Source organism: Gemmata sp. SH-PL17 (assembly GCF_001610855.1).
In the GTDB taxonomy this organism is placed as follows: domain Bacteria; phylum Planctomycetota; class Planctomycetia; order Gemmatales; family Gemmataceae; genus Gemmata; species Gemmata massiliana.
This window is the reverse complement of the sequence record NZ_CP011271.1, coordinates 4,032,925-4,059,055: the sequence shown is the minus strand read 5'-3', so window position 1 is coordinate 4,059,055 and position 26,131 is coordinate 4,032,925. Positions and strand designations below refer to the sequence as shown.

Below are 26,131 nucleotides of genomic sequence, written 5' to 3'. Positions count from 1 at the left end.
GATGAAACGCGCGAAGCCGGTATGAAAATCGCGCGGAAACCTTCGTTTCGCGGGGGAGGATCTCCAGACACTGGCAGGTGTTTCACATCTGCACCCAGTCTTCACTGCCAATTCACTGTCATCGCGGTCTCCGGTCGAGAAAATCGCCGTGGCACCTTTTATTCGCGGTCCCGGAGCCAACTAGCATGTCAGGTCTCTCTCGTCGTGCGCTCCTCGGAGCGTCGCTGGCCGGCGCGTTCGCGCCGTCGATTCGCGCCGCCCAGCCGCAGTGGTCGGCGCTCGACGCGCCCCTCGTCGGCGGGCCGGACGATTTCGCGTTCCAGCCGACCACGCTGTTCCTAACGTGGCACCGCGACCCGACGACGACCATGACCGTGCAGTGGGTCGGCACGGTGGGCGAAACGGCCGACACCGCGGTCTACTACCGCCCCGCGAACCTGGGCGCGACCCCGTATCTCGCGATCGCGGCGGGCGCTGCTCGGATGAATTTGTGGAAGTCGCAAGCGACCGTCACGAAGCCGTACCCGAAGACCGACTTCAAGGTGTTCCGCACCGAACTGACCGGGCTGGTTCCGGGGACCGATTACGAGTTCCGCATCGGAAAATCGTCGCCGGTGTACCGGTTCCGGACGATGCCGGCGAAGGCGAGCGACGCGATCCACTTCGTTTCGGGCGGCGATTGCGGGGTGAACGCCCACGCGGTCGCGAACAACATCCAGGCCGCACGCCAGGATCCGATGTTCGCAGTGGTGGGCGGGGATCTGGGGTACGACAACGGCCGCTCGGTTGAGATCAGCCTCGCGTTCCTGCGGAACTACTCGAAGCACATGGTCGGGAAGAACGGGCGCATGATCCCAATGATCACGTGCATCGGGAACCACGAAGTGGACGGCGGGTTCGGGAAGACGCGCGAGAAGGCGCCGTTCTACTACGCCCTCTTTGATGGCTTGTTCCCGGATACGGGTTACAACACGCTCGACTTTGGTGACTACCTGAGTTTGGTGCTGCTCGATACCGGGCACACGTCGGCCATCGGCGGCGATCAGGCCGACTGGCTCGAAAAGACCCTCAAGGCCCGCAAGGACCACCCGAACACGATCGTGGTGAACCACGTCCCCGCGTACCCGTCGTTCCGCAAGGCCGAAGTCCCCGCGGACGGCAAAGAGGGGACCGGCACCGGCGTGGGCAACCGCAAGCACTGGGTTCCGCTGTTCGAGAAGTACCGCGTGCCGGTGGTTCTGGAGCACCACGACCACACGTTCAAACGCACCAAGCCACTGATCGGCGGTCTGGCGGACGACAACGGTGTGCTGTTCCTCGGCGACGGGTCGTGGGGCCGGCTCCGCGCCCCGCAAGCGCCGGACAAGCTCGCGTATCTGGCGGCGAGCAGCGGCGACTATCACCTCACGCTCCACCGCATCCAGGGCAAGGAGCGGTTCCACCTCGCGCTGGACGAGAACGGCCGCGTCATGGACGCGAGCCACACCGGTCAGCGGAAGACCGGCGCGGTAGCGGTGAGTGGGTAACGGGACCGCCCCGGTTATGTGGGACGCGCGAAGCTCTGATGAATGCCGAAACGCTGCGAGAAAAGCGGGCTGCTTGAAGCGGCATTGTGTGTGTTGACGCGCACTCATCGCGGGCGGATTCATGGCGGAAAAGTCCCGATCGACCGTGATTCGGCAACTGCGGTTCGTCGTGGCCTCCTGGAAAGAGGACACGCGGACCGACGTTGACCTGCTCCGCCGGTTTATTCAAGAGCGCGACGAGCAGGCGTTCACTACGCTCGTCGGGCGCCACAGCGAACTGGTGTGGGGCGTCTGTCTGCGGGTGCTCCGGAACCCGGCCGACGCGGAAGACGCACTTCAGGCAACGTTCCTCCGGCTCGCACGCGACGCCAAACGCATTATTAACAAAGAAGCTCTCGGCGGGTGGCTGTTTCGGGTCGCGCGCGATTGCTCGATCGATCTCCAGCGCGCGATCGCCCGCCAGCGGCGCATCGAAGAGCGCGTTGCTGAAGTCGCGCCGCACAACGACGGATCGGCCGCGAACGATCTCCGAGTGCTCCTCGATGACGAGCTTGCGCAACTGTCACAATCGGAACGTGCGGTACTCGTTCTCTGTTGCCTCGAAGGGCGCACCTACGCGGACGCAGCCCTCGAACTCGGGTGCTCGACAGCCGCGGTTCACCGGCGCTTCGTCCGCGCCCAAACGCGCCTGCGCCGGCGGTTCGCTCAGCACGGCAAAACCGCGACGAAAATCCTCGCGGCCGTTCTCACCGGGGCGGCACTCCCCGCGGCTTCCGCCGCACCGCCAGCTCTCCTCGCACGAACGGTAGAAACCGGACTCGCTGTCGCTCGCACGGGAGCGCTACCCGCAACTCGCGCGGGAGCGTTCGCGAACGCTGCACCTTCGGTTGTTGCAAACGGGACCAATCGCACGGGCTTCGCCGTCGCGTTGCTCGCGATCTCAGTTGTGCTCGTCGGGTGTGCCGTCGCGCTCATGATTCCGCCAGAACTGCCCCAGGCTCCAACACTCGAAACTGAGCCTCCTCCAATTGCAAGCTCCACCCGAGCGCAAACGACCGTAACGGGTGTGGTGCGCGGGCCAAAAGGCGAACTGGTGGCGGGAGCTTCGGTCGTGGCGCTGGCGCGTCGGCCGTTCGGCCCGGGCGAGCGCGGACTGCGCGACGAAGTCATTGCCACCACACAGACCGGTGCGGACGGGCGGTTCGCGCTGAACGTATTCGACGATTTCGATACGTGGTTCACCGGGCGTGTGGTGACCGTACAGGCATCGGGTCCGAATTTCGCCCCTGCAACGCTCCCGGTTCGGCTGCGTCCTTCGCCGGGCGAGGTCGAACTGACGTTAGCCGCGGCTTCCGATTTGAGGGGGAAGTTACTCGACGAAGCCGGGCGCGCGGCGGTCGGTGTGCGTGTCGAAGTAGTTCGTATCGGCGATGCGGTCGCGGAGCCCGTCGTGGGACGTGCAGAATCCGCATCCCCACCCGCGTGGCCAAAGGCTGTGGTAAGCGGCGCGGACGGCACGTTTGCGTTTCCTGCACTCGGGGGCGCGGAGAACGTGTGGGTGCGCGTTCTCGACCCGCGGTTCGCGCTCGACGTTTTCCGGATCGACGGCGTGAAACCGGGATCGCTCGGTGAGTTTCGACTCGATCGGGCGTGCTCGTTAACCGTTGAAGTCCGAGCGGGGGATACCGACGCCGTTCTTCCCGGCGCGCGCGTGACCGTCATCACGGACCCCGTTTCGGCCCACCCGCACTTCTGCGCCACCGATCACGGCATCCTCAGCCCGCGCTCCATTCCCGCCGACATCGACGCGGTAACAGATAATCGAGGGCGAGTGCGAGTGAACCTCACGCCGCGCGATCAGGTCGAAGTGCTCGTGCATCCGCTTGCCGAGAGCGGGCCTTACGTCGGTGTGCGCACGCGGGTCGAAATCGCGACCGCTTCCACGGATCAGCGCCTTGTTGTGCGTGTGCCACGCGGGCGCTGGGTGACCGGCACGGTCACGGACGAGAACGGGAAGCTGCTCGCGGGGGCCGCCGTTCACTGGGGGCACGAAGCTTCGACACTTCCCGAGTGGAAGGACGACGTGCTCGTGGGGCGCGACGCGATCACTCGCACGGGGCCGGATGGGGCGTTCGCACTCCCGGTACTTCCCGGCGCGTGCTCGGTTCGTGTTTACGGCCCGACGCCGGATTTCGAGACGGTTTCAGCGAAGCTCCCCGGCACGACTCACACCACGATCTTCGCGCACCACATTGCACGGATCGAAATGCCCGAGCCCGGTGCGGTGCAGCCCGTCAAAGCCACTCTCCGCTCGGCTCGATCCATCAACGGCACAGTGCTTCATCCCGTCGCGGATAGTGGAACCACCATTCTGCTCGCGTCGGGGCGCGTCTCACCCGTTCGCGGGTACGCAGCGCTGCCGGTATCCGTGCGCGGCGGCGCGTTCAGTGTGCCCGGCTGTCGTGAGGGCTACACGACGCGCGCTTACCTGCTCGATCCGGTCGCACGAACCGGTGCAGTTGCGGACGTAAGTCCCGGCACATCGGCATCGAACGTTCCTCTACGCGCGTGCGGCACGATTCGCCTGCGGGTTCTGGATTCCAAAGGCAAGCCCAAAGCGGGGCAGGACGTCGGGCTGTCGCTGCTCGTCGAGCGCGATCGCACGACCGACTCAAATGCGCGCGAGCGAGCCGCGGACGCGCAACCGGTCGAGTGGTTCGACGCGACAAATTACCCAACCCGCCCGAAGACGAACGCCGATGGTGTCGCCGAACTGTCCGCACTGATCCCCGGTTCGCGGTATGCCGTTACGGTCGGCTCCGGGGCGAACCGGGTTGCTCTCGGCAAGTTCGCGATCGAGCCCGGCAAGACGATCACGATTCCGGATGTGGTTCTGCCCGGCCCCTCGGAAGGAGGCACGCAATGAAAGTAACTTTCGCAGCGCTCGCGGGCGCCCTGCTCGTAGCGGTGGGGCTCACTGCCGATGTGCCTCCGGGCACCGGCGCGAAACGGACCGTGACGTTCCAGGACGGGGCGAACGGCTACGCCGGTACCGTGGACATCGAGATCTGGGCAGTGTCGCCGAACACGTGCCTCGAAGGGAACCCGAACGCGAGCAGCGACGCCGACAACGACGGCGGCGAGAGCCAAATTCTGATGCGATTCGAGAACATCATCGGCGACAAACCCGGACAGATCCCGCCAAAGTCCGCGATCCATTCGGCCAAGATGGTCGTGAGCGCGTTCGATCCGGGCGACACGGTTCACCTGCACCGGATGCTCGTGCCGTGGAAGCGCACTGCCACCTGGACGAGCTTGGTCGCGGGCGTGACCGCCGACGGGCTCGAAGCCTCGAAGCAGAAAGACAGTTTCACGTTCGGGAAGATCTCGGCCAGTTCGTCGGACATCCCCTTTGAAGTGACGGACACCGTGCAGGCGTGGGCCAACGGCACGCCCAACTACGGCTGGGTGTTCATCAACACCGGCGGCAACGGGTGGGACTTCTACACGTCCGAGTTCGAGGACGTGAAGCAGCGACCGAAGCTGGTCGTCGAGTTCACCCCGCCCAAGAAGTGACACACAACCCGCCCACGGCCCAACCCACCACGAGGACCATTATGAGCGCTCCACAACCCGGCACCTGGAACGCGGACCCGGCCCACTTCACCCGCCCCACGCGCCGCGACCTGATTCGCGTCGGCTGGCTCGGGGGCCTTGGGCTGTCGCTCGGCGGCTTCCTCAAAATGGAAGCCGCGGCCCGCGCCGCGGAGCCGGCGAACAAGACCGAGGCGAAGGCGAAGTCCGTCATTCACATCTACCTCCAGGGCGGTTTCGCCCACATGGACAGCTTCGACCCGAAGCCGGACGCGCCCGCGGAGTACCGCGGCATCCTCGACACGGTCGCGACGAGGCTCCCCGGCGTGCGGTTCAGCGAGCACATGGCGAAGACCGCGGCCGTCGCGGACAAACTCACGGTCGTGCGCAGCATGACCCACACGGAAGTGGACCACAGCCGCGGCGAGCACAGCATGTTCACCGGGTACCGGCCCAGCCCGGCGCTCACGTACCCGAGCATGGGCAGCGTGACCGCGCAGCAGCTCGGCGTGCGGAACGATATGCCGCCGTACATCGTGGTGCCCACCGCCGGCAGCCAGTACCTCAACAGCGGATACCTGAGCAACCAGTACGGCCCGTTCGCGCTGGGGACCGACCCCGGCCGGCCCGGGTTCGCGGTGCGCGACCTGGCGCTGCCGCGGGGCGTCGATGATGCACGATTCGCGGCGCGCAAGGAGTGGAAGGAACTCGTCGACGACCACTTTGCGAAGACCGAAAAGGACGACCAACTCGCCGCGATGGACAGCTTCTACCAGCGCGCCTACGGGATGCTCGGCTCGCCCACCGTGCGCGACGCCTTCAGCCTGAAGAACGAGACCGAAGAGACCAAGAAGCTCTACGGCATGGCCGGGCTGTCCGGGCCGCTCGCGTTCCGCAACGGCGGCGCGGCGCGGTTCCTGATCGCGCGCCGGTTAGTCGAGGCGGGGGCGCGGTTCGTTACCGTCACCTTCGGGTCGTGGGACACGCACGCATTCCACTACAACGGCATCCAAACGCAGATGCCGGTCCTCGACGTCGCGCTCGCGGGGCTGGTCACCGACCTGGACCAGCGCGGGTTGCTCGACAGCACGCTGATCGTGGTGAACAGCGAGTTCGGGCGCACTCCGAAGGTGAACGCGGGCGGCGGGCGCGATCACTGGCCGCGCGTGTTCAGCGTGGTGCTCGCGGGCGGCGGGATCAAGCGCGGCCAGGTCTACGGGTCCAGCGACGCGCTCGCGGCCGAACCGACCAAGAACGCGCTGGGGGTCGAGGACTACGCCCACACGCTGTACCACCTCCTCGGTATCGACGCGAAGAAGGATCTCATGTCCCCGGGCAACCGCCCGCAGCAGATCGTCATGAACGGCAAAGTGGTGAAGGGGCTACTGGCCTGAGAGCGGAAGACGTAACGGCCACAAAAAAGCACAAAGGGCACAAACGAGAACCACAAATGAATCGCACCTCGGTCCGCGTCCTCTTGTCTGTGTTTGCGCTGGTTGTGCCTTTTTATGGCTATTCCTTCTCTGCTCCCCCGACCCTCGAAGGGGTCGCACCCGGTGTCGGTCAGCGCGGGACCGAGTTCACGCTGACCATCGCCGGCGCGCGTCTGACCGATCCGCAAGAACTGATGATGTACGCCCCCGGTGTGGTCTGCACGAAGCTGACCGCGAAGGGCGAGAACGAAGTGACTGCGACACTGACGTCGGCGCCTGACTGCAAGCTCGGGGAATACCCATTTCGGTTGCGCACCAAGGGCGGCGCGTCCGAACTTCGCACGTTCCGTATTTCGCCGTTCCCCGTCGTGCTCGAAAAAGAGCCCAACGGCACGCGCGAACAGGCCCAATCGGTTCCGCTGAACGTGAGTGTCGCGGGCGTGGTCGAATCGGGCGGGTCCGATTACTTCGCGGTCGCGCTGAAGAAGGGGCAGCGGCTCGCGGCCGAGATCGAAGGCGTCCGGATGGGTGGCGAACTCAACGACACCGCCATCGCGGTATTCGGGCCGGACGGGAAGCAACTGGCCGCGGTCGACGACACCCCACTGTTCCGCCAAGACCCGTTCGTGACGATCCTCGCGCCGAGCGACGGCACCTATATGGTTCAGGTCCACGACACGAATTTCGGTGGCGGCGACGGACACCGGTACGTGTTGCACGTCGGCACATTTACGCGACCTGGTGCGGTCTTCCCCGCGGGCGGGCAGGCCGGAACCGAAGTCGCGGTAAAACTGTTCGGTGACGCCACGGGCGAGCGAACCGAGCGCGTCACGCTCCCGAAGACTGGGGCGCCGTTCGAGTTCTACCCGTCCGATCTCGGAGGCACGGCCCCGACCCCCAACCCGTTCCGCGTGTCGGCGTTCCCGAACGTGAACGAGGTCGAACCGAACAACGAACCGAAACAGGCGAACGTCGCGGCAGGATGGCCGGTCGCGTTCAACGGGATCATCGAAAAGCCCGGCGACGCGGACCACTTCCGGTTCCGCGCCAAGAAGGGCGACGTGATCGACGTGCAGGCGTTCGCGTTCCGCGTCGGTTCGCCGCTCGATACGGTCGTCGCGGTACTCGATGCTGGGGGAGAACTCCTCGGCTCCAACGACGACGACGAAACGCACGACAGCCGGCTCCAGGTCGCGATCCCCGCGGACGGCGAATATTTCGTCCGCGTCACCGACAAGCGGAACCAGGGCGGTTCGGCGTTCATCTACCGCATCGAACTCGACCGCCCTCAAACGGGCCTCGCGGTGTTTCTGCCCGAGCGCAATCGGAAGACTCAGAACCGGAACGTCATCACCGTGCCGCGTGGGAACCGCGTTACCGCGTATCTCGCGGTTCGGCGCGACGGATTTACCGGACCGGTCACGCTCGCCACAAGCGAACTGCCCGCGGGAGTGAAGGTCGAGCTGAGTCCAATTCTCGCGGAAGAGTATCTCCTGCCGGTTGTGTTCGAGGCCGCCACGGATGCTCCTCTTGGCGGGAATCTGATCGATCTGACCGGAACCGGTGGGGAGCCGAAATCGCCGATCATCGGCGGGTTCACACAGCAAGTCACGCTCGTTCGCGGGCCGGGCGATTCCGCGCTCCACTCGGTCGCGCTTGCGAAACTCGCGATCGTGGTTGTGGAGGAATCCCCGCTGTCCGTCAGCATCGTTCCGCCGGCCGCGCCGATCGCCGCCGACGGGACGCTCGATGTGACCGTGCGCATCACGCGCGCAAAAGACTTTACTGATCCGGTCGAAGTGATTTTCCCCTGCTTGCCTCCCGGCGTCGAGGTTCCGACCGCGGTTCTCATCCCTGCCAACAAAACGGAAGCCATTGTCACACTGGTCGCGAGCAAGGACGCCGAGCGGGGCGAGTGGAAGCTCATCGCCGAGGCGAACGTCGCCCGCCCGGGGCGCGCTGCACGTGATCCACTCGCGGCCACGATGGGAATGGGAGGCGCGGGTGCGGGGGGCGGTGGTCGCCGGTCGCGTCGGTCCCCTGAAGGGATGCCTCCAGTCGCGTCCGAGATCCACGCGGTGAAACTCGCCGAAGCCCCGCTAAAGGGCAAGTTCGACCTCGCCGCGGGGGAACAGGGCAAGTCGGTCAAGGTGGTCTGCAAGTTCGACGGCCCGCCGCTGAAGGGTAATTTCACGGCGAAACTCGACGGGCTTCCCCCGCGCGCAACTTCAAAGGAAATTCAGGTTCAGGCGAACGCGAAACAGGTCGAGTTCACCGTGGCCATCGACGCAACCACGCCCCCCGGCGCGCACGCATCACTCGTGTGCGAACTGACCGGCACTCTGGGTGGCCAGAAGATCGTCTACCGGCTCGGGCGCGACGGGACGCTGAAGGTGGACGTACCCGGCGCGGTGAAAACCGACGCGACCGGTAAACCGCTCAGTCCACTCGATGCTCTGCGGCTGGAGCAAAAGAAGAAGTAGCGCTCGCGGGGTTGCGGCACCAATCCGCGGTTCGACGTGACAAAAAACGGGCGAAGAAGTACACCCGAGGATCTTCCCAATGCGTTTTGCGCTGATCGCTGCTGTGTTGGTGGCCGTTGCCGCTCCCGCCCGCGCAGCGGAGCCGGTGCGGATCACCGTTGCGCCGGATCGGGTCGACCTGACTTCGGCACGCGACCGCCAGGGGGTGGTCGTGCAGGCGGAGTTCGCCGACGGCAGCACGAAGGACGTGACCGCCAGCGCCACCTTCGCGCTCGACAAGCCCGTCGCCACGATCACGAATGCCTTTCTCGCGCCAGCCACAGATGGGGCTGCAACGCTCAGCGTCGCCTTCGGCACATTCTCCGCGAAGGTGCCCGTAACCGTGACGAAGGCAAAAGAAGCAGAAGCCCTCCGCTTCCGCACGGACGTGATGCCGGTGCTCACGAAAGTGGGCTGCAACACGGGCAAGTGCCACGGCTCCGCGTCCGGGAAGGACGGGTTCCGGTTGGGGCTGTTCGGGTACGACCCCGAGGGCGACCACTTCCGCATCACCCGCGAGATGGGCGGGCGCCGGGTCAATCTGGCAACGCCGGACGACTGCCTGCTCATCAATAAGGCCATCGGCAAGGTTCCGCACACGGGCGGAAAGCGCATCGAGCCGGGGAGCGAAAACTACCTATTGCTGCTGCGCTGGCTCGAAGGCGGTGCCCCCAAAGACCCGAAGAGCACAGCCAAACCGGTGAGCATCGAGGTGTTCCCGAAGCAGGCGGTGTTCGCGACGAAGGGCGAGGCCCAGCGCCTCGTGGTTCGCGCCAAGTACGACGACGGCACCGACCGCGACGTGACTCGGTTCACCGTGTTCGTCGGTAATAACGACGCGGCCGCGACCGTTTCCGATGACGGGGTGATTACAGGGACCGGGCCGGGCGAAGCGTTCGTCCTCGCCCGGTTCGACCAGTTCACGGAAGGTAGCGCCGTCATCGTTCGGCCCGGTACAGAATTCACCGATCCGAAGACGCCGGTCTTCAACTACATCGACACGCACGTTTACGCGAAGCTCAACAAGTTGCACGTCGTCCCCTCGGAGGTGTGCAGCGACGAAGTGTTCCTGCGCCGCGTGTACATCGACTTGCTGGGCCTCCTCCCCACCCCCGCGGAGCGCGAGAAGTTCCTCGCCGATACCGACACCAAGAAGCGCGAGAAACTCGTCGACGCGCTCCTCAAACGCGACGAGTTCCGGGACATCTGGGTGATGAAGTGGGCCGAGATGCTGCAGATCCGCACGGTCAACGGCATCAGCCAAAAGGGGCTGCAACTTTACGACAAATGGCTCCGCGACAAGATCCGCGGCGGCGCGACCATCGACCGGGTCGTGCGCGAACTGCTCCCGGCCGTCGGCGGGACGTTCGAGAACCCGGCCGTCAACTACTTCCAAACGGAAACCACGCCGCAACTCTTGGCCGAGAACGTCTCACAGGTGTTCCTCGGCACGCGCATCCAGTGCGCCCAGTGCCACAATCACCCGTTCGACCGCTGGACGATGGACGATTACTACGGGTTCGCCGCGTTCTTCAGCCAGGTCGGATACAAGAACGCACAAGACCCGCGCGAACTCACGGTGTTCAACGCTGGCTCCGGCGAGATGCGGCACCCGCTCGGGGATCGGCTCGTGAAGCCGAAGTTCCTGGGCGGCGACGCACCCGAGCTGAAGCCGGGTCGGGACTACCGGGCGGCCCTCGCGGACTGGCTGACCAGCACCGACAACGCGGCGTTCGCCCGGAACATCAGTAACACCGTTTGGGCGCACTTCTTCGGAAAGGGCATCGTAGACGCGGTAGACGATGTCCGCGTGTCGAACCCCGCGAGCAACCCGGAACTCCTCGACGCGCTGGGGAAGAAAGCGGCCGAGTACAAGTTCGATGTCAAGAAGCTCGCACGCGACATCTGCCTCAGCCGCGCGTACCAGCTCTCCACCAAACGCAACCCGACGAACGAGTGGGACGAGCGGAACTTCGCCCGCCAGACCGTGCGCCGGATGCGCGCCGAAGTGCTCCTTGATTGCATCACGCAGGTAACCGAGACGGCGAACCGGTTCCCCAACCTGCCACTCGGTGGGCGGGCGGTTCACCTCCCAGACGGGCGCACCCCGAACTACTTCCTCACCACGTTCGGCCGGTCCACCCGTACCACCGCCTGCACGTGTGAAGTGAAGACCACGCCGACGCTCTCGCAAGCGCTCCACCTGCTCAACGGCGAAACCACCACGGGCAAGATCGGTGAGGGGAAGGTGGTGGAGGGGCTGCTCGCCAAGAAAGAACCGGCGGCGGTGGCCGAGGAACTGTACCTGCGGTGCCTGGGCCGCAAGCCCACCGCGAACGAAGTCGCCAAACTCGCGACCCGGCTCGAACAAGCGACCGACAAGAAAGAGGCGCTCGAAGACCTGTTCTGGGCGCTGCTGAACACCAACGAGTTCATTTTCAACCGCTGATGCAGTGGGACGAGCGATAAGGCCGGCCGGGTTTATTTCGCCAACCTTGAGGATCACCGCTGTGACGCTGCGACCGTGTGTGTTCTTGTTACTCGCGCTCGTGATTCACTTCTTGTCCCTCGCGGCGCTACCGGCTCGGGCGGACGAGAAGGTCGAGGACGCGAAAGTCACGTTCGACGGTCAGGTGCGCCCGATCCTCGCGAAGCGGTGCGGCAAGTGCCACAACGCGGAGCGCCCTCGGGGGGAACTCGACCTGTCCAGCTACGCGGCGGTGATGCTCGGCGGGGTATCGGGGCGGGCGGTTGTTGAGGGGAAGCCGGATTCCAGCCCGCTCTACACGATGACGGCGCACCTCGAAGACCCGAAGATGCCGCCGAACAGCCCCAAGATCCCTCAAACCGAAATCGACACGCTCCGCAAGTGGATCGAGGGCGGACTGGTCGAAAAGGTGGGCGGAGCGGCTTCTACGAAGGTCACGCCTACCCCCGCGCCCAAAAACCTGGATGGCCTCGGCAAAGTCGCGACGCTGGCACGGCTCACGCCGGTTACCGCGCTTGCGGTGAGCCCTAATGCCCTGATCGTTGCGGTTCCCGGGAAGAAGCAAGTCCTGCTTTACGAACTACCTAGTGGCAAATCGCTCGGCGCACTCGCGTTTCCGGAAGGCGAAGTTCACGTCCTTCGGTTCTCGCGCGACGGAAAGGTGCTGCTCGCCGCTGGCGGCGTCGGCGGGCAATCGGGTGCCGTTGTCGGGTACGACGTCGCTTCGTGGAAGCGTCAGTTCGCGGTTGCGGACGAGAACGAAGCGGTCCTCGCGGCCGACATCTCGGCGGACAAGTCCCGCGTTGTCTTCGGCGGACCGAGCCGACTCGTGAAGGTGGTTTCCGTACCCGACGGCAAGATCGTTCACACCTTCCGCAAGCCGACCGATTGGGTGCTGTCGGTCGGGTTCAGCCCGGAGGGGTTGCTCGTCGCGGCCGGCGACCGGTTCGGCGGACTGTACGTATGGGAAACGAAGTCCGGCAAGGAGTTCTACACGCTCCGCGGGCACACGAAGGGTGTGACGGGAATCGCCTGGCGCGCGGACTCGGACGCGCTCGCGACGAGTAGCGACGACCAGACCGTGCGCGTTTGGAACATGCACACCGGGACCGAGATCGCGAAGTGGGAGGCACACGAGGGCGGGGCATCAGACGTCGCGTTCCACACTTCCGGCGTGATCGTCACCGCAGGGCGCGACGGGCGCGTGAAGCTGTGGGACGAGAAGGGGAAGCGCGCGGCCGAGTTCGGTCCCGCGGACGACGCGGTACTGAAAGTCGCGTTCACCGCGGACGCGAAGACGGTCCTGTCCGGGGACTGGGCCGGCGCGGTTCGGACGTGGGCGGTCGCGGGCGGAACGAGCGTGAAACTCGCCCTGCCGGTCGAAACGAAACCCGCGGCGCTGGCAGCGATCCCGGTGCCGACACCGAACTTGCCCGTCGCGGCCGTTCGACCGACAACTCCGGGCGTCCCCTCGACGGTACCCGCGAATCTTCAGGCGGAACTGGCTCGCAAACGGACCGCGCTCAAGGCCGTGGAGGACGCGGCGGAGAAACTCAAGGACGAAGCCGCTCGTAGCCCGAAGAACCCGGCACTCGCAAAAGCCTACCTGCAACTCTGCGAGGCCGCACTCGCGATGAAGGCCGAAGTGGTCGAAGTGGAAACGGCAATTACGAAGGCGGAGGAGAAGAAGTGATGCTCCGCACTCCGATCTGCTGCTTCTTGCTCGGACTCATATTCGCGCCCTCACTCCGCGCCGCCGACTGGCCGGTGTGGCGCGGGCCGAAGGGCGACGGCATCGCGACCGATGCCGCGATCCCCACCAAGTGGAGCGCGACCGAGAACATCGTTTGGAAGGTGGACGTTCCCGGCACCGGGCACTCGTCGCCCGTTGTTTCCAACGGGCGCGTGTTCCTCACGTCGTTCGAGTCATCAACGACCGACCGCTTACTCCTGTGCTTCGACCGTAAAGACGGCAAGTTGCTCTGGAAGCAGAGCGTGCTGAGTGCCACGGCCGAGAAGATGCACAAGAACAACACGCCCGCCAGTTCCACGCCCGCGAGTGACGGCACCCACGTGTGGGTCACGTTTTTGGACGCTGGAAAGGTCGCGGTCGCGTGCTATTCGTTTGCCGGAAAACAGGTCTGGTTGAAGTCGTTCGACGGGTTCGATTCCGTTCACGGGTTTTGCGGAACGCCGGTGCTGTTCGGCGACCTCGTGATCGTTAATGGTGACTCGGACGGCGATGCGTTCGTAGCTGCGCTCGACAAAACGACCGGCGCAACGAAGTGGAAGATCAACCGCCCCAACCGCGTGCGGTCATTCAGCGTGCCGCTGTTCGTGGAAGTTCGCGGAAAGTTGCAACTGGTGTTGGCCGGGAGCAAGTCGGTCGCCGCGTTCGAGCCGACCACCGGTAAACAGCTCTGGATCGCGGACAGCACGACGGACAAGTTCGTCGCGACGGTCGCGTTCACCGAAGGGCTGGTCTTTGCGACCGGCACCAGCCCCAACAACACGCTCGTCGCTCTCGACCCGACAGGAACGGGCAACGTCACCAAATCACACACCAAGTGGTCCGACACGAAGGTCGCGTCCTACGTTCCGTCGCCGCTCGCGTTCGGGAAGCACCTGTTCGTGCTGTCGGATTCCGGGATCGCAACGCTGCTCGAAGCGAAAACGGGCAAGAAGTTCTGGTCCGAGCGCCTCGGCTCGCGCCTGCACCACGCCTCGCCGCTCCTCATCAACGACCTGATCTACTGCCTCGCGGACGACGGCACCACGTACATCCTGAAGCCCGACGAGGAGTACGAACTGGCCACGAAGAACGCGCTGGGCGAGGAGTGCCACGCGACGCCGGCCGTTTCGGACGGGCACCTGTTCGTCCGCTCGGCGACGAGCCTATGGTGCATCGGCTCGAAGGCCCGCGCCGGGCGCCCGTGACCCTCACGAAAGATTCTAATGAATGGATGATTTTTCTTCTCGTTGTCAACATCAGAGCTTCACGAATTGCGGGTAGCGTACCGTCGGCTACTTGTTCCCGCTGCTGGGTCATCATCCCTTGCTCGGAGCCTCATTCATGAACCGCCCGGACCGTTGGCGTGGGTTCACGCTGATCGAGTTGCTCGTCGTCATTGCGATTATTGCGATCCTGATCGGTCTCCTCCTACCCGCGGTGCAAAAGGTGCGCGAGGCCGCAGCCCGCATGAAGTGCAGCAACAACTTGAAACAGCTCGGCCTGGCGATGCACAACCTGGAAAGCACGACGGGCAGCTTCCCGCCGGGCTACGTGACGTTCTCCGAATCGTACACCTCGGCGCCGAACAACCAGAGCTCCGATGGTTCGGTGCGCGGGTCGTACCCGAACTTCCCGGCCTTCGTGGTCACCGGCTCGCAGGGCGGTGGGATCGTAACGAAGGCCGAAGTGTTCGGCCCGGCGTGGGTCATGCACGTCAATTCCTACATGGAACAGAACACCCTCGATCAGCGCGTTCAGCAGGGCGTGGCCGCCGACGACCTGAACGAATCGTGCCCGTGGGACAACTTGGACGGGCTCCCGCAACGGCGCCCCGACATCGACACACAGAGCTTCATCCGCAAATTCATGCAGTGCCCCAGCGCGGAACAGTCCGAAACACATTACAACGATTTGAGCCTTGAGAATCTGTACAAGGGCAATTACGTCGCGTGCTTCGGTGGCGGGTTCATGCGGGACGCCACACCGCGGGGGAATTCGCAGCTCGCGGGCGTGTTCAAAGCCGTGACGGACGTCAAGAAGTTCCCTTACGGAGATCGGTTCGCGGTCGGTAAGGGAACCCGGATCACCGGCATCGGTGACGGCACCTCGAACACCGTAATGCTGAGCGAACTGTTGGCCAATCACGTCCCGGACGGGCGGACGTCATCGAGCTCGAGCGCCATGAACCGGGACGTGCGCGGTGCGATGCTCTGCCCGATGATGGGTGGCAACTCGTTTAGTGGCGCGTTCCCGCCGAATTCGCGCGGCACGGACATCACCCAGGGCTGCCCACCATCGGGTGATCCGGCTGCTAAGCCGGCGGGCGATCCGATGTTTTGCACACTGGATCGCACCCTCGATCCTGCCACGGGTGGGCAGTGGACCGTGGCCGCGCGCAGCAAGCACACGGGAGGGGTCAACGCGGTATTGGCCGACGGGTCCGTTCGTTTCATCCGCGAGAGCATTAGCGCCCAACAGTGGTCGGCACTGTGTACCGCGAACGGCGGCGAGGTCGTGAACATCGATTAACCCATCCTGTGCGCGCCGGCGCTGGGCCGGCGCGCAGTTTTCGACACACTGGCGAGGGTTCCGATGCTCGGCGTGCGTGCCTCGTGTTGTGCTACCGCCCTTGCGCTCTTCGTGGTCGGGTGCGGCTCTTCTGGGGGCGGTACCGGGGCCGATATGGGCAGCGAAGAGGGGCGCCGAGTCGCGCTCCTCATCGAAGACATGAACGATGCAAAAGGGAACCAGAAACGAACGGTCGAAATGTTTGTAAAGGGTACGAAACCGCCCGACCCGAAGAAACTTGTTCCCTACGATTACGCGGTTCTTGGCAAACCGACTGTCGCGGGTGAAACCGCGACCTGCAAAGTTCGGATCGACAAGCCAACGGGAGAAAAGGTGGGCGAGGTCGAGTGGACGTTCGAGAAGGAAGGGGACAAGTGGAAGATCAAGACCGCACCGCTTCCGTGACTGCGGCGAACCGGGGGTGGATCGTCTCCCCGGTCTTCGATCTACTCTTCCTCGCGAACCTCGGCTGGCTGCTCCTCTTGCTCCCCGGGTTCGCGACCCGGACCGATACGGCCATCGATTTCTGGCAGGTTTATTTCCTCACGCTCCCCCACCGATGGATCACGCTCGTCCTCGTCCTCGCCGACGCGGACCGGCGCCGCGCCCAAACGCACAAACTCGTAGTCGTTGCAGCGCTGGCGGCCGTACTCGTAACGGGGGCGTTCTTCGGTACCGGGGCGTTCCTCTGCCTCGCGCTCGTCGATTACATCTGGAACTCCTGGCACTTCGCGAGCCAGCACGCGGGCGTGCTCCGCATGTACGCGCGCAAGGTCGGCGGTGGGTCCGCGTGGCTCGAGCGCTGGGGGCTGCGCGCCTTCGTGACTTACGGCGCGCTCCAGGCCGCGGGGTGGGCTACGGGCTGGATCGAGGCCGATACTTCGTACCTGCCGTGGTTAAAGGGAATCGACTGGGCCGTGCTCGTAGTGCCGGTCGCCCTCCTTCTCACCAATTCCATCGGAGCCACACGTGACCGGATCGGGAAGCTCGCGTACCTCGCGAGCGTGTGCGCTCTCTACACCGGGTTCGTACTCAGTCTGCACTTCAGTTGGTCCGGGTTCGTGGTGATCTTCGCCGCCGCCGGTTCCATGTTCCACGCGGTAGAGTACCTCGCGATCGTCACCCACTACGTGCGCCGGCGCGAGGCGGTCGGGAGCCCGGGCCGGTTCCGCACACTCGCCCGGTACTGGACGCTCTTTCTGGGCGTGTACGTTCTCGCGCTCGGCTCGGTCGGGGTATTAGCGTCGCGCCCGGATAGCGGACTGATCGTACTCTGGCAGGGTCTGAACCTGTGGGCCGCGTTCGTTCACTATGCGTTCGACGGGATGATCTGGAAACTGCGCCGGCCGGAAACGGCCGCGGCCCTGGGGGTCACGCAATCATGATGCCCTCGGGCTTGCGCTTCGCCGTTGGGTGCGTTCTCGCGGTAGTGGTCCCCACCTGCGTGCTGCACTTTGGGGCCGCAGACGAACGCCTCGCTGCCGGACTGACCGCCCCTCCGTTCGGGTGGGTGCGCGTGCTCGTGGCGCACCTCGTGACCGCGCTGCCGCCGGGGTTACTCGTTGCCGGGTGGCTGCGCTCGGTTCCTGCAGTGAACGGTGCTGCCCCGGTGCTGTGGGTGGGAACTGGTGTGGGAGTTGCTGCCCTCGGAACGCAGGTGTGCGCCGCGTTCGGTGAGGCCGTCATTGGCGGGGAGTTCGGGGCAGTCCCGCTCCTGGTGTTTCGCACTACGATCGCTTTCACGATGGTGTTGCCGTGGTGCGTTTGGGCTACGGACGCGCCCGATTCAAATGCCCGTCCGCTTGTGAATCCCGGCGTGCTGTTCGGGTTGGCCGCGGGTGGCGCGGTTCTTCCGTGTGGCCTGTTCGCCGAAGCGGTTATTGCAGCGCGGACTGAACAGGCCGGCGACTTGATCCAGCGCGAACGGGTCGCGCGCGCCGATGCCGTGTTGACGGGGCTGATCGAACTCGGGAGCGATCGGCCCATTGGCAAAAAGCTACCCGCCGCGATCCACAAGGATCTCGCCACCGTAATTCCGCGGCTCAAACGGTCCGGGGATCAACCGCGCTCGGCGAACGCAAAACCGAGCGACCAGTTCAACCGCGCTCTCCTGATGATTCAACTCGATCGACTCGACGAAGCCGCCGCACTGCTCGAAGCGCTCACCGCGAACGATACCGCGACATTACTCCTCGCAACCGTGTACCGCGATCAAGAGCGGTGGGCGGAGAGTGACGAACTGTATTCGCGCGTGCTGGAAAAAATGGCGCCGCGCACGGAAACGAACCCACCGGCGCACGAGGTGTGCTTTACAGCCCTCGAAGGGCTCACGTTTAACGCCCGGGCCGATCGGCGCCCCGCAGACGCGGAGCGCGTGCTGAAGCGCGGGTTGGACTTGCTACCGGACCGCGCCGCACACTTCCATTTCCAACTCGGGCGGCACTACCACGACGGCGGGCGCCCCGGTTTGGCGCTCGAACACCTCCGTGAAGCCACCCGGCTCGCCCCCACGCACTTCGGAGAGCCGACTACCAAACTGATTCGACAGATCGAGACATATACTCCCGCGTGCACGTTGTGGCGTGCGAAATGAGGCGCGCAGAGGGCGCCAGTGTCGCGAATCTCTTCAGTTGCTCCGTGATTCGCGCGGTTACCCCGCTCGGCGACACGGCTCCGGTACATCGCCGCGCCGAGAACCGGAGGAATTCCCGATCGTGCGTTCAAAGCACCGCGAATTCCCAACAAACTTCGACGTAACCTCTTTGTAAAAGTTGCGCAACTGTCCTTGTGTCTCTCGATCCGCTCGATTACCTTTCTCACAATTATCGCCCTAAACCCTTCCCCGGGGTTCGTTGTGGATCGTACTACCTCTCTTATCCACAGTGTTATGAGCGTTTTTGATCGCCCCAATTCGTCTATAAACCGGCCCGCGACTCTTAGTCGCAATTTCGACCGCCGTATCAATCAAAGCAATCCAAGCACTTAATACCACCCCCGAACAGACGGTACCCCCGTGTCTCCGCACCGGGGCACGAGTGGCACCGTCCGACCGTGCTGCGGTCTGAACCCGCTGCCAGGGCAGTGGGTCCGGGGTCGTCCGTTCATAACGGCGCCCCGGTCCCGTTGTCCACTTGTCAGGTTCGTTGGCGTCGGATCTCGTCACCCACATTGGAGCTCCCGCATGTTTTCGCTCAAGTCGTGGTTGCGCCGTTGGAAGCCGGTCAATCGCAAACCGTCTTCGCGCCGGAGCCCCCGTCGGGCGCCGCTCGGCGTCGCGCGCCTCGAAGACCGCCTCGTGCCGTCCGTCCTATTTTCCGAGGATTTTTCCGACAATAGTGCCGGTTGGACCCTGGGAACCGAATGGCAAATCGGTTCAGCCACGCTCTCCGCAGGTCAGTCGACGGGGAACCCCGACCCGGCTCTCGATCACACCCCGACGAGCGACAACGGCGTCGCGGGGGTAAAGATCGGTGGGAACGCGGCGACCACCATCCACGATTACTACTATCTGACCAGCCCGACGATCAACACGGCCAGCGCGACCGCTCCCGTCACGCTGGAGTTCTACCGCTGGCTCAACAGCGACTACGCGCCGTTCATGGCGAACCGGGTCGAAGTGTTCGACGGCGCGAACTGGCAGACGGTCTGGCAAACGGCCGGCTCGCCCGGCACCCAGGACAGTTCGTGGCAGCGCCAGCAGTTCGACGTCTCGGCCTACAAGAACGCGAACATGCAGGTGCGGTTCGGGTTCAGCGTCGGCAGCTCCGGCGCGTTCACAATGAGTTCGTGGAACATCGACGATGTGACGGTCACAGCCAGTGACCCGCCGCCGGTCGAAAACGGGCTGTCCGCTCAGATCTTCGGGGCTCCTGCAAATAGTGCCGAGGGCAGCGCGGTCACTGTGAGCGCCGCCGTGACCGACACGGTCGGTACCGGCCCTTACACCTATGCGTGGAGCGTGACGAAAAACGGAGCGTCCCACGCAACGGGAACCTCGACCGACCCCACTTTTACTTTCACCCCCGACGACAACGGAACCTACGTCATTGGGCTCACGGTGACCGCCCCCGACGGCCGAACGTCGGGAGCCACAACGGGTACCGGGCCGACCGACGTGCTGATTATCTACGACGTGCTCAATGCCCAAACCCAGTCACTGAAGAACTCCCTGGAAGCGGCCGGCTTCAACGTTGCGCTCAGCTCGACCGACGAAACCCTGTTCAACGGAACGAACCCGTCCCTGGCCCCGTTCGAGGCGGTCATCCACCTGAACGGCACCACGTGGTCGAGCCCCATGCCGGTGGCCGGGCAGAACGCCTTGGTCGGCTACGTTCAGAGCGGCGGAGCGTATCTGGGGAGCGAGTGGAGTTCGTACGAGACACAGTTCGGCTCGATGGGGCCGATGCGGGATTTGGTCCTGTTCGATTACCAGGGCGAGCGGTTCCTCACCACGCTGACGCTGACCGAGGTCGCCGCCCAATCCGCGCACCCGATTCTGGCGAACGTGCCGGCTTCGGTGTCGTTTAACGCGAGCGCGCTGATCGGCCCCGTTCACACGTTCGCAACCAACCCGACGACCGTGCTGATGACCGACCAGTTCGGCAACGCGGCGCTCGCGGTGCGCGAGTTCGGCACCGGTCGGGTAGTCGGGTTCCACAACGCCGGCAACTACTCGGGCGGGACCGCGCTATCGGACACGGAATTGCAGCAGCTTTACATCGACGGCGTAAAGTGGGCGAGCCGGCGCGGGGCCGGTGGACCGGGCGCATCAGCAACGATTCTTGTAACGAACGTTGCCCCCACTGCCACACTCTCGGGTGCCACTCCCGTACCCGAGGCGGTGCCGGTTACCGTCACGTTCACCGGCGCGACCGATGTGTCGACCGCGGACCAAGCCGCCGGGTTCCGCTACAGTTTCGCCACCAGCGCGGCGGGACTGGCGACCAGTTACGCCGGCGCCAGCCCGGTCGCGAGCGGGCAAGTCACGTTCCCGGACAACGGCCTTTACACTGTATTCGCCCGAATCTTCGACAAGGACGGCGGGTTCCGCGACTACACCACGAACGCGACGGTGACCAACTCCGCCCCGACCGCGACCATTTCGACCAGCGGATCGATTGGCGAAGGAAGTGCCGCGACAGTCAGCCTCACCAACTCGGTGGACTCGGCTACGGACCTGAGCGCGGGTCTGCGGTACAGTTTCTCGACGAGTGCGGCGAACCTCGCCACCAGCTACGCGACCGCGGGCGCGGCAAGTGCGCAGCAGTTCTCGTTCCCGGAGAACGGAACGTACACCGTGTTCGCCCGAGTGTTCGACAAAGACGGCGGGTTCAGCGACTACCAGACCACGGTCGCAGTGACCAACGTCGCCCCGACGGTTAGCATCACCGGGGCGCCGGCGAACAGCCCCGAAGGTACAGCAATTACACTCGGGAGCACGGTGAGCGATCCCGGCAGCGGGGACACGTTCACTTACGCCTGGAGCGTGACGAAAAACGGGGTACCCTACGCGACCGGAACCCCGACCAACGGCTCCACGTTCACCTTCACCCCCAACGACAACGGAACCTACGTCGTTTCCCTGACGGTGACCGACGACGACGGCGGGGTCGGGGTCGGAGGCACGGGTTCGTTCGGCGGGCCTGCGGCCGGAACGACCGACGTGCTCATCATCTACGACGCGGCCACGGCCCCCGGTACGATCGCGCTCCGGGACGCGCTCCAGGCCGCGGGGATGAACGTCTCGTTGAGCACGACGGACGAGACGCTGTTCAACGGGTCGAACCCGTTCCTCACGCCCTACGAGGCGGTCATTCACCTCAACGGGACCACGTGGCCGACCGATATGCCGGTCAGCGGGCAGACGGCGCTCGTGAACTACGTTCAGAACGGCGGCGGGTACATCGGCAACGAGTGGAACGCTTACGAGTTCTCGGTCGGGCGCATGCAGCAGATGCGCGACCTGATCCTCCTCAACGCGGTCAGTAACAGTTCCGGCAACCTCACCCTGACGGACGTACCGGGGCAGTCCGGGCACCCGATCCTGGCGAACGTCCCCTCGCCCGCGTTCTTCAGCGCGTCGTACAACGTCGGGCAGGTGCGCAGTTACGCGACCCAGCCGGCGGTCGCGCTCATGCGGGACCAGTTCGGTAACGACGCGGTCGCGGTGCGCGAGTTCGGCACCGGGCACGTGGTCGCATTCCACCACGCCGGCAACTATTTCTCGGGCACCCTGAACGACGCGGACGTGCTGCAACTCTACGTCGACGGCGTGAAGTGGGCGGCCCGCGCGAGCGGCGGGCAGGGCGCGACGATCACGGTCACGAACGTCGCACCGACGGCCACCGACGTGAGCGTCACACCGGTCGTGAACGAGGGCGGTACGGCCACCGTTACCGGGCGGATCACCGACCCGGGCGCGGCCGACACTCACACCGTCACGGTTTCTTGGGGCGACGGAACCTCTTCCACGGCAGTGGTGAACGCGCACCGGACCTTCATCGCGACCCACGTCTACACCGACGAAAACCCGACCGGCACGCCCGCGGACGTCTACCAGGTCGGGGTCTCGGTCCGAGACGACGACGGCGGGCTCAGTGGGGGCGGCGCTCAGGAACTCGTCACCAACGGCGGGTTCGAGTCGGGCTTCACGGGCTGGACCACGAACGTGCAGAGCGGAACCTGGTCGCTCAACTCCGGGAACACCGATCCGGACGGCCCGGGACTGCCCACCGCGCCGATTTCCGGGCAGTTCGACGCCCTCGCGTCGCAGTCCGGGCCGTCCCGGTTGATCCTGTCGGCCCCGATCGTGGTGCCCACCGGGATCACGTCCGCGGTCCTCAGTTGGTCGGACCGGATTCGGAACCACTACTCCCAGTACAGCGACCCGAACCAGGAGTGGCGGGTGCGCGTCCTCGACGCTGCGGGGAACGAACTGGCGACCGTGTTCTCGACCAACCCCGGCGACCCGGTCGAACAGCTCGGGCCGAACCGCCGCTCCTTCGACCTCACCGCACTCCTGGTCGGGCGCGCGGGGCAGACGATCCGGCTCAGCTTCGAGTTGGACGACAACCTATTCTACTTCAACGTCAACCTGGACGACGTGAGCCTGCTCACGACCACGGGGCCGGGCATCCCGATCACCGTGACCAACGTCGCCCCGACTTCCCCCGTACTCCAGGTCGGCCCCGCGGTCGGCGAGGACGGGACGGTCACGCTCACCGGCACGTTCACCGACGCCGGGTTGAACGACACCCACACGGTGACGGTGGATTGGGGCGACGGGTCGCAGACGGTCCTCGGCGGCGGGGCGACGGTTCCGGTGTCGCAGGCGGTCGAGTACAACGGCCACCGCTACTACGTCATCCGCCAGGCCGGGCTGTCCTGGTTCGAGGCCCAGGACCAGGCCCAGCGGCTCGGCGGGAACTTGGTCACCATCAACGACGCGGCCGAGAACACGTTCGTGTCGGAATTGCTCCGGTCGAATTTCGGTTACTACGCCCTGGCATGGATCGGCTTGAACGACGAAGCGAACGAGGGGCAGTTCGGGTGGGTTTCGGGCGACCCGATCACGTACACGAACTGGTTCGTGCAGGACGGCGAGCCGAACGACTACCCGCCGCAGGTGACGGAAGACTTCGCCGTCACCAACTACGCCTACGGGTACGGCCCGGGGTGGTGGAACGATCTCGCCGGCACGCGCGACAGCGCCGTTTACTGGGGCGCCTACGCGGTCGTCGAGGTGAACCCCACTCGGACCTTCACGCTGTCGCACCGCTACGCGGACGACACAGCGACCGACGCGTATACGATCGGGGTCACCGTTACCGACGATGACACGGGTGCTTCGAGTGCCACTACAACGGCCACGGTGACCAACGCGGTCCCGACCGACCTGACCGTTTCCGCCGATGCGGTGACGATTAACGAAGACGGCTCGGTCACTCTCACCGGGAGTTTCACCGACCGCGGTGCGCTCGACGCGCACACGGTCACGATCGACTGGAAAGACGGTACGACCTCACAGGTCGCGGTCCCGGGGTTCCCCGGTACGCCGTCCCCGGGTGTTAACCTCGCGGCCAGTGCGGAATTCGGGGGTCACACCTACCACTTCATCTCGACGCCGCTTTCATGGGCGGACGCTGAAGCAGAAGCCCGGCGCATGGGCGGCCACCTCGTCACCATCAACTCGGACGCAGAAAACCTGTTCCTCTTCCATTACGTCCGCCGTGCCGCGCTCCAGGGGGACGTGCAGACCTGGAGCGGGCTGTCCGACGGCGGCACCGATGGACCGCTTCAATGGGCCTCTGGTGAGTCCCCGAGCTACACGAACTGGGCCACCGGCCAACCGAGTGATCTCGTCGGCCCGACCGGGTACGCCTTCAACTACAACAACGTGGAGATCGGTGCCCGTTGGGGGGCGTTCTCGGCCGAAACGCCCCTCTTCGCCGTTATCGAGGTAGACGGGAAGCGCACCTTCACCGCCACGCACCGCTACCTGGATGACGCTCCGTCCGGAACCGCGAGCGACACTTACGCCATCGGCGTAACAGTCACGGACGACGACGCGGGAGCGACTTCCGCAACGGTCCCGGTCACGGTGAACAACATTGCCCCGATCATCGGTTCGCTCACGGGACCGGTAGCCGGTACGCAAACGACCGCGACACCGGGTGGAGCGCCGGTCGCGTTCAGCGGCGTGCGCGGACAACCGCTCGCGTTCTCGGTCGGGTTTAGTGATACTGGATCGATCGACACGCACGAAGTCCAGTGGAACTTCGGCGACGGTACGGTCAGCGGGTGGCTCCCTGCGTCTGGCAACACTGCGGGCGCCCCGGCACACGCATTCGCCGCGACCGGCACCTACACGGTCACCGTTACGGTCCGCGACGACGACGGGGGAACGGTTTCGTTCGCCCAACAGATCGTCATCAAGACGATCGAACTGCAAGCCGACCCGACCGACCCGTCCAAGACCGCTCTGGTCGTCGGTGGGACAACGGGCAACGACCAGATCCAGCTCAGCGGCAGCAGTTCCGTGACGGTGAACCTGAACGGCACCTATCTCGGCTCGTTCGCCCGCACCGGTCGGCTCGCCGCTTACGGCCAGGGCGGAAACGACCAGGTCCAGATCAGCGGGAATTTCGAGGACGTTCTGGTCGATGCAGGAGCGGGGACTGATCAGATCCAGTTGTCGGGCACGTTCCGCGACCTTTTCACGGACGGCGGGGCGGGCAACGACCAGACCCAGGTGTCGGGGAACTTCCGCGACGCGGTTCTGAGCGCGGGGAGCGGGAACGATACCGTTCAAGTGTCCGGGAACTTCAACACGGCCACGGTGCTGGCGGGCGACGGGGACGATAACGTGCAAATCTCCGGGACGTTCGCCCGGGTGCTGGTGACCGGGGGCGCGGGTAACGACGTGCTCCGGGTCTACGGGTCGGGGCCGTCGATCCTCGTCGGCGGCGACGGGAACGACGAACTGGTCGGGAGCACCGGGCGAAGCCTGCTGATCGGCGGACACGGGACGGACCGGATCACCGGCAGCAGCGGAGAAGACATCTTGATCGCGGGCTTCACCGCTTACGACGATGACTTCGGCGCCCTGACGGCCCTCCACGGCGTGTGGGTCGACCCGACCAAGACCTACGCCCAGCGGGTCGCCGCACTCCAGTCGGCGAGCACAATCTCCGGGGGCATCCGATTGGCCCCCGACACTGTGTTCGACGACGACTCCGCGGACCGGTTGACCGGTGCCGCAGGTCGGGACTGGTTCCTGTTCGATCCCACCCGCGACGACGCGACCGACGACGCGGCCAACGAGACGCTCGGGTTCCCCGACCCGTGATCGCGTCTGGCCACTGATACCGGATCTCATTGAAGGCTATCCCTCTCCAATTCTAGGGGAGGACAAGCGATGAAACGATTACCCGCGCTTGAGCACGTTCCGCCGGCCGAGATCGCACGGCGGTACCGCACCTGCCCGGACGGTGCCGAGAAGACGCGGTGGCGGATCATTCGGCGGGTCACCCACTCGGACCAGCCGATGTCCACCGGTCGGGCCGCGTCATCCGTCGGACTCACCGCGTCGTGGGGACGAACCCTGCTCAAGCGGTGGAACGCGCGCGGCCCCGAGGGGCTGACGGACGGGCGCAAGGACAATGGATCCGAACCGCTGCGGACCTCGGCCCAACAGGAGCACCTTTACACCGCGCTCCAGGCGGACCCGCCGGACGGGGTCTGTGGACCGGTCCCAAGGTGGCCCGTTA

The 26,131-nt window shown here is 65.2% G+C and carries 13 protein-coding genes; all 13 read left to right on the top strand.

What is annotated here, in order from left to right; all coding sequences use genetic code 11:
* Positions 1-185 precede the first annotated feature (185 nt).
* The 13 genes from VT84_RS16920 (at position 186) to VT84_RS16860 (ending at position 25,710) form a co-directional block, all read left to right on the top strand.
* Positions 186-1,526 carry a purple acid phosphatase family protein gene (locus VT84_RS16920; RefSeq protein WP_082840364.1) on the top strand — a complete coding sequence of 447 codons (1,341 nt, stop codon included), beginning with the start codon at positions 186-188 and terminating at the stop codon, positions 1,524-1,526.
* 121 nt (positions 1,527-1,647) lie between these two features.
* Positions 1,648-4,452 (top strand): sigma-70 family RNA polymerase sigma factor, encoded by a 2,805-nt coding sequence (locus VT84_RS16915; protein ID WP_082840363.1) that lies wholly within the window; start codon positions 1,648-1,650, stop codon positions 4,450-4,452.
* Complete coding sequence (locus VT84_RS16910; RefSeq protein ID WP_082840362.1) at positions 4,449-5,102, top strand: DNRLRE domain-containing protein; 654 nt, start codon at positions 4,449-4,451, stop codon at positions 5,100-5,102. Before VT84_RS16915 ends, VT84_RS16910 begins: the two co-directional genes overlap by 4 nt.
* A 41-nt stretch (positions 5,103-5,143) precedes the next feature.
* Positions 5,144-6,514: a DUF1501 domain-containing protein gene (locus tag VT84_RS16905; protein ID WP_082840361.1), complete on the top strand. Its 1,371-nt coding sequence runs from the start codon at positions 5,144-5,146 to the stop codon at positions 6,512-6,514.
* 56 nt (positions 6,515-6,570) lie between these two features.
* The gene (locus tag VT84_RS16900) at positions 6,571-9,036 is read left to right on the top strand and encodes a PPC domain-containing protein (RefSeq protein ID WP_082840360.1); all 2,466 of its coding nucleotides are present in this window, start codon (positions 6,571-6,573) and stop codon (positions 9,034-9,036) included.
* 79 nt (positions 9,037-9,115) lie between these two features.
* On the top strand, positions 9,116-11,524 hold the full coding sequence (locus VT84_RS16895) for a DUF1549 and DUF1553 domain-containing protein (protein ID WP_082840359.1): 2,409 nt from the start codon (positions 9,116-9,118) through the stop codon (positions 11,522-11,524).
* Positions 11,525-11,585: 61 nt separating this feature from the next.
* Positions 11,586-13,256: a c-type cytochrome domain-containing protein gene (locus VT84_RS16890; protein WP_162271731.1), complete on the top strand. Its 1,671-nt coding sequence runs from the start codon at positions 11,586-11,588 to the stop codon at positions 13,254-13,256.
* Positions 13,256-14,500 carry a PQQ-binding-like beta-propeller repeat protein gene (locus tag VT84_RS16885; RefSeq protein WP_082840357.1) on the top strand — a complete coding sequence of 415 codons (1,245 nt, stop codon included), beginning with the start codon at positions 13,256-13,258 and terminating at the stop codon, positions 14,498-14,500. Before VT84_RS16890 ends, VT84_RS16885 begins: the two co-directional genes overlap by 1 nt.
* 136 nt (positions 14,501-14,636) lie before the next feature.
* Positions 14,637-15,824 carry a DUF1559 domain-containing protein gene (locus VT84_RS16880; RefSeq protein WP_082840356.1) on the top strand — a complete coding sequence of 396 codons (1,188 nt, stop codon included), beginning with the start codon at positions 14,637-14,639 and terminating at the stop codon, positions 15,822-15,824.
* 63 nt (positions 15,825-15,887) lie between these two features.
* A complete protein-coding gene (locus VT84_RS16875; RefSeq protein ID WP_157469550.1) occupies positions 15,888-16,268 on the top strand; it encodes a hypothetical protein in 381 nt (126 codons plus the stop codon).
* Positions 16,238-17,248, top strand: coding sequence for a hypothetical protein (locus VT84_RS16870; protein ID WP_082840354.1), 1,011 nt, complete (start codon positions 16,238-16,240; stop codon positions 17,246-17,248). The genes VT84_RS16875 and VT84_RS16870 overlap by 31 nt, the downstream gene beginning before the upstream one ends.
* Complete coding sequence (locus VT84_RS16865; RefSeq protein WP_157469549.1) at positions 17,245-18,456, top strand: tetratricopeptide repeat protein; 1,212 nt, start codon at positions 17,245-17,247, stop codon at positions 18,454-18,456. Before VT84_RS16870 ends, VT84_RS16865 begins: the two co-directional genes overlap by 4 nt.
* A 588-nt stretch (positions 18,457-19,044) precedes the next feature.
* On the top strand, positions 19,045-25,710 hold the full coding sequence (locus tag VT84_RS16860) for a PKD domain-containing protein (RefSeq protein ID WP_082840352.1): 6,666 nt from the start codon (positions 19,045-19,047) through the stop codon (positions 25,708-25,710).
* Positions 25,711-26,131: the final 421 nt, after the last annotated feature.